At 46.4% G+C, this 12,266-nt stretch carries 10 protein-coding genes; 2 read left to right on the forward strand and 8 right to left on the reverse strand.

Features of this window, described 5'->3' with window-relative positions:
* Positions 1-141 precede the first annotated feature (141 nt).
* Entirely contained in the window at positions 142-1,920 is a 1,779-nt protein-coding gene (argS, locus tag DR864_RS19750) for an arginine--tRNA ligase (RefSeq protein WP_114068584.1), read from the forward strand.
* Positions 1,921-1,972: 52 nt separating this feature from the next.
* Here the strand turns inward: argS and DR864_RS19755 are convergent, their stop codons facing one another.
* Both DR864_RS19755 and gcvT read right to left on the reverse strand, forming a co-directional pair.
* Positions 1,973-2,680, reverse strand: coding sequence for a 2-phosphosulfolactate phosphatase (locus DR864_RS19755; protein ID WP_114068585.1), 708 nt, complete (start codon positions 2,678-2,680; stop codon positions 1,973-1,975).
* 45 nt (positions 2,681-2,725) lie between these two features.
* Entirely contained in the window at positions 2,726-3,826 is a 1,101-nt protein-coding gene (gcvT, locus tag DR864_RS19760) for a glycine cleavage system aminomethyltransferase GcvT (protein ID WP_114068586.1), read from the reverse strand.
* 164 nt (positions 3,827-3,990) lie between these two features.
* Here gcvT and DR864_RS19765 point away from each other — a divergent pair, with 164 nt between their 5' ends.
* Entirely contained in the window at positions 3,991-4,707 is a 717-nt protein-coding gene (locus tag DR864_RS19765) for a hypothetical protein (RefSeq protein ID WP_114068587.1), read from the forward strand.
* Positions 4,708-4,853: 146 nt separating this feature from the next.
* Here the strand turns inward: DR864_RS19765 and pheS are convergent, their stop codons facing one another.
* From pheS to DR864_RS19795, 6 genes are all read right to left on the reverse strand, one after another.
* Positions 4,854-5,894 carry a phenylalanine--tRNA ligase subunit alpha gene (gene pheS, locus DR864_RS19770; RefSeq protein ID WP_114068588.1) on the reverse strand — a complete coding sequence of 347 codons (1,041 nt, stop codon included), beginning with the start codon at positions 5,892-5,894 and terminating at the stop codon, positions 4,854-4,856.
* 124 nt (positions 5,895-6,018) lie between these two features.
* Complete coding sequence (locus DR864_RS19775; protein WP_114068589.1) at positions 6,019-7,635, reverse strand: amidohydrolase family protein; 1,617 nt, start codon at positions 7,633-7,635, stop codon at positions 6,019-6,021.
* Positions 7,636-7,766: 131 nt separating this feature from the next.
* The gene (gene hpf, locus DR864_RS19780) at positions 7,767-8,144 is read right to left on the reverse strand and encodes a ribosome hibernation-promoting factor, HPF/YfiA family (RefSeq protein WP_114068590.1); all 378 of its coding nucleotides are present in this window, start codon (positions 8,142-8,144) and stop codon (positions 7,767-7,769) included.
* 187 nt (positions 8,145-8,331) lie between these two features.
* Complete coding sequence (gene kduI / locus DR864_RS19785; protein WP_114068591.1) at positions 8,332-9,168, reverse strand: 5-dehydro-4-deoxy-D-glucuronate isomerase; 837 nt, start codon at positions 9,166-9,168, stop codon at positions 8,332-8,334.
* Positions 9,169-9,240: 72 nt separating this feature from the next.
* Positions 9,241-10,302 (reverse strand): NAD-dependent epimerase/dehydratase family protein, encoded by a 1,062-nt coding sequence (locus tag DR864_RS19790; RefSeq protein ID WP_114068592.1) that lies wholly within the window; start codon positions 10,300-10,302, stop codon positions 9,241-9,243.
* A gap of 7 nt (positions 10,303-10,309) precedes the next feature.
* The gene (locus tag DR864_RS19795) at positions 10,310-12,265 is read right to left on the reverse strand and encodes a KUP/HAK/KT family potassium transporter (RefSeq protein WP_114068593.1); all 1,956 of its coding nucleotides are present in this window, start codon (positions 12,263-12,265) and stop codon (positions 10,310-10,312) included.
* Position 12,266: the final 1 nt, after the last annotated feature.

The following is a 12,266-nucleotide window of genomic DNA, read 5'->3' on the forward strand; positions in this document are numbered from 1 at the left end:
CGAAAATACGATTAAATTATTATTTGCTTGACGAATTTGAAGTACTTTTGCGACTCGTTTGAAACCCTTATCGGTTACTATTCTTTTCATGGTAACAATGAGCGATTTACGACGAATACACGGAATAATGAATACGTAATTATGCACATAGAATCAATTATCAAGACGTATATCCAAAGCGCATTGCAGGAAATTTATAACGTTGCCGAAGAAACAATCCTGCTTCAGCCGACCAAAAAAGACTTTGAAGGTTCTTATACGTTTGTTACTTTTCCCTACACCAAAAGCCTCCGCAAACCTCCCGTCGAAATAGGAAATAGCCTCGGACAGTATCTGGTAGAAAAATCGGGCGTGGTGAGCAAATTTAACGTGGTACAGGGTTTTTTGAACCTAAGCATTGCTGAATCGGCTTGGATTGAAGCCCTCAATACCTTGGCACTTGACCCCAATTTTGGCTTCTCGGCTCCCAATGGGCAGTCGGTCATGGTCGAATTTTCGTCGCCAAATACCAATAAGCCGTTGCACTTGGGGCATTTACGGAATAACTTTTTGGGCGATTCGGTGTCTAGAATTTTGAAAGCTAACGGCTATGACGTGGTCAAAACCTGTTTGGTCAATGACCGTGGCATTCATATTTGTAAGTCGATGTTGGCCTACGCTAAGCTCGGCAACGGTGAAACCCCCGAGTCTTCGGGACTCAAAGGCGACCACCTGATTGGTAAATATTATGTCTTGTTTGACAAAGAATACAAACGGCAAATCGAAGCCTTGGTAGCCGAAGGCAAGACCAAAGAAGAAGCCGAGAAAAAAGCCCCGTGGATGCTCGAAGCTCAGCAACTGCTCCTAAAATGGGAACAAAGCGATGCTGAAACGATTGCGCTTTGGAAGCAGATGAATGAGTGGGTCTACGCTGGATTTAACGATACCTATCAAAAAATCGGGGTCAGTTTTGACAAGACCTACTACGAATCCAACACCTATCTTCTGGGCAAAGATGCCGTGGACGAAGGCTTGGCCAAAGGCGTTTTCTTTCAAAAACCTGACAATTCGGTTTGGATTGATCTATCGGCCGAAGGCTTAGACGAAAAGCTCGTGTTGCGAGGCGATGGTACCTCCGTTTATATGACGCAGGATTTGGGTACAACCGACCTGAAGTTTGCCGATTTTCACACCAACAAATCCATTTGGGTTGTCGGAAACGAGCAAGATTACCACTTTCAGGTCTTGTTTGCCATTCTTAAACGCTTGGGTCGTGCTTACGCCGAAGGCTGTTATCACCTAAGCTACGGCATGGTGGATTTGCCGTCGGGAAAAATGAAGTCACGTGAGGGAACGGTTGTGGATGCTGATGAACTCGTAGCTGAAGTAACCGCCGCCGCCGCCGAAGAAGGCAACGCCAAAGGAAAAATTGATGATTTTAGCGAGACCGAAAAACAAAGACTGTTCTCAATGTTGGGCTTAGGTGCCTTGAAATATTATCTGTTGAAAGTAGACCCGCAAAAGCGAATGTTGTTCAACCCTGCCGAGTCGGTAGAGTTGCATGGACATACAGGACCGTTTATTCAATACACCCACGCCCGTACCCGCTCGGTGTTGCGGAAGGCGGTACAGATGGGTGTAGAGTGGTCGAAATCAGCCGTGACGGTTCCGTTGACCGATTCGGAGAAAGAGGTTATTTTTTGCCTTACCCAATTCCCCGAACGAGTGGCTGATGCCGCCCGCAATTATTCCCCTGCGTTGATTTCGCAGTATGCGTACGAATTGGCGAAGGTGTACAATACGTTTTATGCTGAAGTATCAATATTGCAAGAACCCAATGCCGATGCTCAACAGGCTCGTCTGCTGCTCTCGCAAGCCGTAGCCGATGGAATCCAAAAAGCGATGGGCTTGTTAGGCATTGAAGTCCCTGATAGAATGTAGTAGAAAGTCAGGAGTGAGATTATCTATCACTCCTGACTTTTCTCCGCTTTCATCATATACCCACGAGCGTACTTCCGCGCAAAATGGGCACTACATCGTATAAGTCTCGTTGGAGGCAATACGAAATATCTTTTTGAATACCGAGACGTTGCAGGCGACGTACGTGTGACGAGTTGGACACGTAGCCCAATAAATCATCTTGGGCTTGCTGATAGGCCCGCATCGCCATCAGGGCGCTGTCTTCGGCAATCATGTATTCTTCTTTGAGGGCTTCTACCAACGCCCCCGCAAAAAGCGTATCTTCCAGATTGACGCGGCCTTTCCAGCCCGCACATAACACCAGTACATCGTACGATTGAGATTGCAGATAATTGGCCACGGCTCCTAAATTAAGAAAAGCACCTACCAATACCTTTACCGCATCTGCTTTGGCTTTGGTGATAGACAAGGTTCCGTTGGTGGTGGTCATGGCGACGTGCCCGCCTACGAGGCGGTCGTCCATGTAGCTGAAAGGAGAATTGTCTAGTTCAAATCCTTCTACTTTCAGGGCGTTGCGCTCCGCCGCCGCAAAATACCCCTTTTGCTGATAAGCATAGCATTCTTCTACCGTAGCAACAGGTGTGATGCTTTCGATACCATACGCCAGTCCCGTGACCATGCAGGAGGTAGCCCTGAAAATGTCGGCAACAACGACAATGCTATTGTCAATGGCATGAAGGTGTAATAAATCGGGGGTCAGGCAGACGTCAATGGATTTCATACGATATTATTAACGAAAAGAACAGTTCATAAAACTGATTTTCGGTTATACGGTTGGTTTTACAAATGGTAATTTTACGACTTGCGCTTTCAGCAATTTTTCGCGTACTTTTACAAAAATCTCGCTTCCTGGTTTGCTGTAAGCGGTAGGGACATATCCTAGTCCGATGCCTTTGCTTAGGGTAGGCGATTGGGTTCCCGATGTTACGTGGCCCAATACATTTCCTTCGGCATCACAAAGTTCATAATGACCACGCGGAATGCCTCGGTCAATCATTTCAAAGCCAACCAGTTTGCGTTGTAATCCTGCTTGTTTTTGCTGGAGGAGTGCTTCAGAATTAATGAAATTCTTGGTGAATTTGGTCACCCAACCCAAGCCTGCTTCGAGCGGAGAGGAGGTATCGTCGATGTCGTTTCCATAGAGGCAATAACCCATTTCGAGGCGAAGCGTATCACGCGCACCTAGGCCGATGGGTTTGATGCCAAACTCTTTGCCCGCTTCAAAAATGTGGTGCCAAACGTGAATGGCCGCGTATCGGGGAATGTATAACTCAAAGCCGCCCGCCCCAGTATAACCCGTGGCCGAAACGATAATATCTGGCAAACCCGCAAAAGTTCCTTTTTTGAAGGTATAATACTCCATTTCTGCCAAGTGAATACTCGTTAATTTTTGCAGCGCTTCGGCCGCTTTGGGGCCTTGTACGGCAAAAAGACACAAATCATCTGACGCGTTAATCATCGGAACGCCTTCGGTATTGTGGCTCTGAATCCAGTTCCAGTCTTTTTCGATATTAGAGGCATTGACCACCAAAAAGTATTCCTCCTCGTCGATTCGGTACACCAGCAAATCATCTACTGCACCACCTTGTTCGTTGGGCAGGTAGCTGTATTGGATTTTGCCGTCAAACAACACCGATGCGTCATTGGCCGATACCCGCTGAATGAGGTCGAGGGCTTTGGGGCCTTTAAGGATAAATTCACCCATGTGCGACACGTCAAATACGCCAACTCCGTTGCGAACACAATGGTGCTCTTCAAGGTCGGATGAATAGCGAACGGGCATCATAAAGCCAGCAAATGGTACCATTTTTGCTCCCAATTTTTGGTGGAGGTCGTTGAGCGGAACCGTTTTAAGTTGATCAGTCATATGTGGTCTGTTGAAATGTTGGTACAAAGCTACCCTTCTAATTTGAAAATTTGAAAACTGGACAATTTGAAAATACACTTATTTATCACCTTTTGTGTTTTTTTTCATTTGTACATTTTCAAAATTCGTCTACTTTTGTCTTATACTCAACCTTTTAAGGTGAAATGGGGAAGAAAAAACAACCTGAAAATCAAGTCCCGATTGACTTCCGATTGCAAGACCGTACGTTGCTTCATTTGGGGCAAATCGCGGCCCAGCGCGACGGTGAGCGTTTATTTCAGGGGCTATTGGCGGGCGATTGGCTATTGGAGCCAGCTGGTGAGGCCGCCGATGTATCGTCGGGGCAGGATATTATCCGCCAATTAGGCCGCCGTTTGCCTTATCCTGAAGTGGTCAAAGTGGCGCAATTACACGCGGTAGAAACCGAATTTGTCGGCTTTTCAGCTCTGTTTCAAAACAAAGGGTGGGTGTTTTTGAATGCCAAGGCCAATGATTATGAGCGCTGTTATTATACGGCGTTGCTGACTGCTTCGTTGGGGTTGTACATGAGTTATCCACAGCCAGATACGTTGTGCCAACGTTCGGAAAAACTCGTTTTTGATGCGTTATTACCCGAAAGTGAAGTACAGAGCTTCTTTCACCGGGGTATTACCAAAATATCTTCTTCTTTGGCCGTAGATATTGCTGATTTTTTTCGGGTGCCGTTCCCGATTGTGCTAAAACGGGCGCTTTCGTTGGAGGTAATTTCTGATGAGCAATACCGCAACTTCATGACGGTCAAACCTGAGCGCCCCGTAAAAGCCCGCCCGTTGTTCGTTTCTAAATCGGGAGAACTGGAAGGAGACTTTGACGACGAACAGTGGATTGGCGGTGGGTTTTAGTTTATTGTTTTTTACCAGAAACCGAGGCCGAAATTTGCAGTTGAAAAACACTCGTAAAGGTAAAGAGATAAAAAACTAAAAGAATATCAAAAAAGGGTTGAAAACTAGTTTTCAACCCTTTTTTGATGACTTCAATCGTGGATGTATTACACTCCTTCAAATTGACGTAAAAAGCGTACATCATTCTCAGAATAGAGGCGCAGGTCGCGGACACCGTAGCGGAGCTGGGCAATGCGCTCAATGCCCATACCGAAGGCAAAACCCGTGTATTCTTCGGGGTCGATGCCGCAGTTGGCCAAGACGTTGGGGTCTACCATGCCACTGCCGGCAATCTCCACCCACCCCGTTCCTTTGGATAAGCGGTAGGTCTCTTCCGTGTCGGTTCCCAGCCAAATGTCAATCTCGGCGCTTGGCTCGGTAAAAGGGAAGAACGACGGACGGAGGCGTATTTTGACGTCTTTGTCAAACATCTCTTTGGAGAAGTGATACAGCGTGTCTTTGAGGTCTTTGAAACTTACGTTTTTATCAATGTACAAACCTTCTACTTGGTGGAAAAAGCAGTGCGCGCGGGCCGAAATAGCTTCGTTGCGGTACACGCGCCCCGGCATAATGGCGCGGATGGGCGGCTTTTGGCGTTCCATCATCCGGATTTGTACGTTTGAAGTATGCGTACGCAGGAGCATGTCTTGCGTGGGGTCTTCGGCATTTTTGGCCACAAAAAACGTGTCCTGCATTTCACGAGCGGGATGGTTTTCTGGGAAATTGAGGGCCGTAAAGTTGTACCAATCTGACTCAATTTCGGGGCCGTCGGCTACGCTGAAACCCATGCGCTCAAAGATTTCGATGATTTTGGCGCGGGCTAGAGTGAGCGGGTGTATGCTACCGAGTTGGTTAGGGGTGACAGGAAGCGTCAAGTCAACGGAAGGACCGGCGGTACCGCTATCGTTGGCTTCAAACTCGGCCTGAATGACGGCGAAGCGGTCGATGGCGAAATTTTTTAAAGCGTTCAATTCCTGACCTACGGCGCGGCGCTCTTCTTTGGCAATGTCTTTCAATCCTTCAAAAAGGGCTTCGACAACACCTTTTCGCCCCACAAACCGCTGGCGATATTGTTCCAGTTGCTCCTTAGTGGCAACTTCAAACTGTTCTATTTCTTGAAATATCTCTTTGACTCGTTCGGTTAGCATCGGGTGATTAGTGATTGGTGGGTAGTGCTTAGGGACAATTTCAGCACTCAATTAGCTTCAATAATAGACTGCAAAGTTAAACATTCTTCCCAACTAACCACAAACCACCAATCACTGATTACTACTAATTACTGCCCGATACTTTTCCGGTTTTTTGGGGAATGCCTGGCTGAGTAATTTCAAAATTCTCTTCTTTTTTAGCGTCGGCGACAATCTTACGCACGTCGGCCAATAGTTTTTTAGCATCGTACACCACGCCATCTTTAACGGTGTATTTTACGCCACCCACGCGCGTCACTTCGTTTTTTTCATTGAGTCGAATGGCTCCCGTTCCGTAAAGTGTTTTCAGGTTGGCGAGCGGATTTTCTTCGGTAATCACAAAATCGGCCAGTTTTCCTACTTCTACCGAGCCAATATCTTTGGCCATACCGAGGGCTTCTGCTCCTTTGAGCGTGGCGGCTCGAATGATTTCCATGGGATGGAACCCTGCTTCGCGAAGCAATTCTAGTTCCCGGATGTAGGCAAATCCGTATAATTGATAAATGAAGCCCGAATCAGAGCCCGTTGTGACGCGCCCACCGCGATTTTTGTATTCGTTGATAAACGCCATCCAAAGACGGTAGTTCTCTTTCCATGCTACTTCCTGCTCTGTGCCCCAGTTGTGCCAATACGACCCGTGAGAAATGCGGCTCGGGCCATAAAAGCGCCACAGAGAAGGCAGCGTGTATTCCTCATGCCATTCGGCGCGGCGGGCCAGCATCAGTTCACGGTTGGCTTCGTAGATGTTGAAGGTGGGGTCAATGGTGAAATCCAGTTTCAACATTTCGTCCATCACTTGATTCCATTTTTCGGTACCCGGTTTTGCCGCCTGTTTCCAGAGCTTGCCCGCTTCTTCAAAACGGTTTTGCTCGTTGTTGTAGTTATAATCTGTTGGATAATTTTGGAGGGTTTTGTCGTCAAATAAGGCTTCTGGCAGGCCGTACCAGTGTTCCATGCTCGTCAGGCCAGCTCTAGCGGTTGCCAAAGCATTCATGCGCCCAACTTCGGTTTGGGCGTGGTGGGCGGCTGAGCCAAGCCCGAGTTTTTTGTTTTCGTCGAGGGCGGCCTTAAAAACTTCGGGTTCGGCACCGAAGAATTTGATACCATCAGCGCCTTTTTTGGCGTTTTGGCGTACCCATTCACGGGCCTGCTCGGGCGTAGATATAAAATCGCTGGCTCCTTGTCCAAAAACGGTGTAGGCTTTAATGCGGGGTGCGGTAATCAGGTTTTTGGCACTTTTTTCTTTTTGGTCCAGCACCCAATCCAGTCCATTACCGCAAGATGGGTCGCGGATGGTTGTGACTCCGTGGGCCATCCAGAGTTTAAACACATATTCGGCATTGGCTCCCTGCTGTACACCGCCGATGTGGCCGTGCATATCTACGAAGCCCGGCATGAGGTACATGCCTTGGCAATTCAGTTCTTTGTCGCCTGGGTTGGCTTTTACGCCGTTTTTGGGGTCAGCGGGCATTCCTGGATAACCTGCTTGACGAATTTGGGCAATGCGGTTGTTTTCAACCACAATATCCATCGGGCCAATTGGGGGCGAGCCAGTGCTGTTGATGATTGTCACACTCCTGATGATGAGTCGTTTGTGAGGACCGTCTCCTTCGGCTCGGTTGGGAGCTTTTTGCACTTGGGCCAAAATAGGGAGTGAAACTTGGAGGGTAAGAAAGAACAATAAGTAGTAAAGCTTTTTCATAAAGGAAGTTGGGGTAGATGGAGTGTAATGGTATTTCAAAGTTAATCAAGATTAAAGACTTTTGGGTGATGAAGGCCAATAAAAAGGGCGAATACCCGTCGTATTCGCCCTTTTTTTGAATGTAGCCTTTTCTAAATCTCCTCAATCTCTATTTCTTCGGCTACTTCTGAGCCATTGGTAGTGGCTTCTTTGATGGTTTTGTTCTCTACTTCCTGCCGTTTGGCTTTGTATTTTTTTATCTGAATTTTGAGGGCCTCAAGGGCTAAATCGGTGGCTTCTTCAAAGCTTTTGCCACTTTCTTTTACGAATAGTTCCGCATTGGGAACCTTGATTTTGACTTCTAAAACTTTATTTTTGACTTTACTGCTTTCACTTTTATCTAATCGGAGGTATACTTCTCCACTGGTTATTCGGTCATAAAATGTTTCGAGTTTTCCTAGTTTCTTTTCAATAAATTCGAGCAATTTTGAATCTGCGTCGAAGTGGATCGCGTGCACTTGAAGTCTCATAATTACGCACAGTTTTAGTTTAACATTGAATTGGCAATCGTATTTGTGGACTCAAAAGGGGAAAAAATAGCGGTCTGCATCGCCAGACCGCTATCTCTAAAATTGAAGTCTACCTTCAACGATTGTAAATCTAAACTGTGTGTTTTTTTCTTAAAAACCAAGCATTACGGTTAGTTTTTTTGAAATTTTATTTTATTTCACTCATTGTCAGCATATCCATATCCGTGAAGGAATAATTTTCTCCGGCCATAGCCCACAGAAATGAATAACTGGTGGTTCCGGCGCCGGCGTGGATAGACCACGGAGGAGAAATAATGGCCTGTTCGTTGGCTACTACCAAGTGGCGGGTTTCTTCGGGAGCTCCCATGAAATGGAAAATACGCTGGTCTTCTTCCATGTCAAAGTAGACGTAAATTTCGGAACGGCGGTCATGGACATGCGGCGGCATGGTGTTCCAAACACTGCTGTATTTCATGGCCGTCATGCCCATTACCAGTTGGCAGCTCTCCAAGCCGCCCGCGTGGATGTACTTATAAATAGTACGAGTATTTGCTTTTTCGGGGGAGCCCATATCTACAGGCATGGCATCGGCGGCTTTCATCAGGGCCGTTGGCACAAGGCGATGCGCGGGCGTTGAAATCAGAATAAACTTAGCGGGAAATTCAGGGTCTAAACTCTTGAAAGAGACCATTTTGTGGCCTTTTCCTACGTACAAACAATCGCGTTTTTGAAGCGTAAAAAGTTCTTCTCCTACCATCACAAAACCATCTCCACCCACGTTGAGAATGCCCAATTCGCGGCGTTCAAGAAAATAATCGGCGCGGAGTTCCTCATAAACAGGCAGTTTATGTAATTGCCCTACGGGCTTAATTCCCCCCACAATCATGCGGTCATAGTGAGAATAAACGAAATGGAACTGATCCGGAACGAACAGTTTCTCCATCAAAAATTCCTCACGGATTCGGTGCGTATCGTAGCGTTTGAAATCCGTCGGATTGGTAGCATGTCGAACTTGGATGTGCATAAGAGTAATGTGTATTGAGTAAAGAGTCTTGAGCAGTAGGGCCACAGCGTAGCCCTACTCACGACCAGTGACTTATTTCAGGATTGGTGCTAAAGCAACATGATTTTGGTCCAACCATTCGGTAATATCTTCCACAATCTGGCGTACCCCAATTTGAGGGGCCCAACCAGTGAGCCGCGTTACTTTCGAATTGTCGGTAATATACAGGCGAATATCTGCCGTGCGGGTTTCGGCCACTTGTTTGATAGGGATGGTCTTGCCCGTTACTTCTTGACAGATTTTGGTGAGTTCTTGCAAGGAAGTACTGCTTTCGTTTCCTCCGCCGGCATTGAGAATTTCACCGTTTACTTTTTCCAAATTATGCAATTGCCAGTCAATCAAACGGTATAAATCCGCCACGTGTAGCATATCACGGGTTTGTTTGCCCGTGCCGCCGTAACCAAAATATCCCAGTTGTTGTTCCCAATAATGTTTGGCAATCCAAAGAACCATCACTCCTTGGTCTACTTTGCCCATTTGCCACGGGCCCGTAATTACGCCGCAACGGTTGATGACGGTTTGTAAACCATAAAATTCGTTGTATTCCTGAATGATTAATTCCGACGCTAGTTTCGTGGTTCCGTATAAAGAACGGGCGCCGTCTAACGGAAAATCTTCGGCAATTCCTTTGGATGAAACTCCTTTGACGGGTTGTTCATCGGTCAATTCAAACCGGGTTTCGGATTCAGTAAAATTCAGTTTTTCAATGGTCTTGATGGGATATACCCGGCTCGTGGACAAGAAAATGAATTTCGCGCGGTGTTTGAGGGCGTAATTCAGGCAATTGACGGTGCCAAAAAGATTGGTATTGATTAAGTAATCGGGCGTTCCGTCCAATCCTGCCAAAACAGAAGGCTCGGCTGATGCTTCAATCACAACATCTACGGCTGGTAGAGAATCAAAGTCTTCTTTGTTACGGATGTCACCGTGAACATACGTGATTCCGAGTTGGGAGATTCTGGCTACGTTGAGTTCTGAACCTTTTCGTTTAAGGTTATCTAGACAATAAATTTCGTATGAAGGATAGTTGGTTTTCAATGCTATCGCTAACGAAGAGCCTACAAAGCCGGCGCCGCCGGTAATCAGAATTTTCATGGTTTATTTAATTATATCTTCTTTTAAGCAGGACATTTTCTACGGGTTGAATGACCAACGGCACTTTTTCAATCTTCACGGCACTGGCATCCAGTCCAAACCACTTGTCTTCACTGGGGGTGAATTGTTTGATGAAAAAATAGGCCTGCATGATGATTCGTTCAAACAAAGGTAATTCGTTTTCGTAAGACAAAAACTTTTCCAGTACCACAAACCTAAAATCACCGACCACATTGTGTTTGTTGAGTGACTCGTAGCGGCTGGTAATATCAACTTCCTTGTTCTTTACCATTTCTTCAATCACCTTTCGAAGGTATAGATTGATTCGTTGTTCTACCCGGAAACCCAGATAAAAATTGACTTTGACGACGTCGTCGGGTTCAATGATGCTGACTTTGTACTCCATTGTGTAAGGGTCGTCGGTAGTATCAACGTGTACAAACCAATAGATATCGGCTCGTTTGGGGCGTTTTTGGAAGATAGAATAAATCACTTTTGACTCAATTTCGCTTATCCTCGAAGCACTCGACATAAACACCAAGTGTGTGGCGTATTTAGGAATGCTTACGTCGCGGCTGAGTTCTTTCAATGATTCCAGAAACCGCTCCAGTTTGACGTATTCGGTCAATTGTTGCTTGATAAAAAACGAGTTATACCAAATGACCATCAAAGACACTATGGCACCGCCGATGATCAGCGATACCCATCCACCATGCGTGAATTTGAGGAGATTTGCCACCAAAAACGACCCTTCGATTCCCAAATAGAGTACAAAAAACAGCACAATCCCCCAGGCATTATAGCGCCGGGCGTATAAGTAGTAAGACATCAACAGCGTGGTCATCAGCATAGTCAGCGTAATGGCTAATCCGTAGGCTGCTTCCATGCGAGAAGATTCCTTAAAATACAAAACCACCCCGACGCACCCCGCCCAAAGTAGCCAATTGACGCTCGGAACGTACAACTGTCCTTTTTGGAGACTTGGATAGCGAAGCCTTACCTTTGGCCAAAAATTGAGGCGTATTGCTTCGCTGACCAACGTAAAAGAACCAGTAATCAATGCCTGACTCGCAATAATGGCCGCCATGGTAGCGATGCAGATACCCGGAAGCAAAAACCAATCGGGCATAAGGTCATAAAATGGATTACGGGTGCCTAGAGGCTGTCCTTTTATGCTTAGTAAATACGCGCCTTGGCCGAGGTAATTCAGAAAAAGAGCGACTTTGACAAATACCCAACTCACCCGAATGTTGCCTCGCCCGCAGTGACCAAGGTCAGAGTAAAGCGCTTCTGCTCCAGTAGTACAGAGAAATACCGCACCCAAAAGCCAAAAACCTTCTGGATACTCAAATAGCAGCCAATATCCATAGTACGGATTAAAGCATTGGAGCACTTCAGGGGCGTCGCTGATGTGAATGAATCCCAAAGTTGCCAGCATCAAAAACCAAATAAGCATGATGGGCCCGAAAGCGCGACCGACTACGCTTGTGCCAAAACCCTGAATTAAAAAAAGTGCCGATAGAATAGCAATAACAATCGGAATGGTCTGCAATTCAGGGTAAATGATTTTTAGCCCTTCAATAGCCGATGAAACCGAGATTGGAGGGGTAATAATGCCGTCGGCCAGTAAAGCTGCCCCGCCAATCATGGCAGGAATTGTAATCCATTTGGCGTGCCGGCGCACCAGCGCGTAAAGCGCAAAAATACCTCCTTCGCCCCGGTTGTCGGCCCGGAGAATCAGAATGACGTATTTAAAGGTAGTTTGAAGTGTGAGAGTCCAAAATACTAAAGAAAGCGCCCCTAAAATTTCGTTTTCTTCGATGGGTTTGGTTGTTCCGGTGACAGCCTTCATGACATAAAGGGGAGAAGTACCGATATCTCCGTAAATAATACCAAGTGCAATCAGTAACCCGGCTGCCGTGACTTTGGAGTTGTCGTGCCGGTGGGATTCGTTAGATTCCATA

Source organism: Runella rosea (genome assembly GCF_003325355.1).
Lineage (GTDB): Bacteria > Bacteroidota > Bacteroidia > Cytophagales > Spirosomataceae > Runella > Runella rosea.

Excerpts from the sequence above, each read along its gene's own strand:
- argS (WP_114068584.1), top strand. The coding sequence starts at position 142 with ATGCACATAGAATCAATTATCAAGACGTATATCCAAAGCGCATTGCAG.
- DR864_RS19755 (WP_114068585.1), bottom strand. The coding sequence starts at position 2,680 with ATGAAATCCATTGACGTCTGCCTGACCCCCGATTTATTACACCTTCAT.
- gcvT (WP_114068586.1), bottom strand. The coding sequence starts at position 3,826 with ATGACTGATCAACTTAAAACGGTTCCGCTCAACGACCTCCACCAAAAA.
- DR864_RS19765 (WP_114068587.1), top strand. The coding sequence starts at position 3,991 with ATGGGGAAGAAAAAACAACCTGAAAATCAAGTCCCGATTGACTTCCGA.
- pheS (WP_114068588.1), bottom strand. The coding sequence starts at position 5,894 with ATGCTAACCGAACGAGTCAAAGAGATATTTCAAGAAATAGAACAGTTT.
- DR864_RS19775 (WP_114068589.1), bottom strand. The coding sequence starts at position 7,635 with ATGAAAAAGCTTTACTACTTATTGTTCTTTCTTACCCTCCAAGTTTCA.
- hpf (WP_114068590.1), bottom strand. The coding sequence starts at position 8,144 with ATGAGACTTCAAGTGCACGCGATCCACTTCGACGCAGATTCAAAATTG.
- kduI (WP_114068591.1), bottom strand. The coding sequence starts at position 9,168 with ATGCACATCCAAGTTCGACATGCTACCAATCCGACGGATTTCAAACGC.
- DR864_RS19790 (WP_114068592.1), bottom strand. The coding sequence starts at position 10,302 with ATGAAAATTCTGATTACCGGCGGCGCCGGCTTTGTAGGCTCTTCGTTA.
- DR864_RS19795 (WP_114068593.1), bottom strand. The coding sequence starts at position 12,265 with ATGGAATCTAACGAATCCCACCGGCACGACAACTCCAAAGTCACGGCA.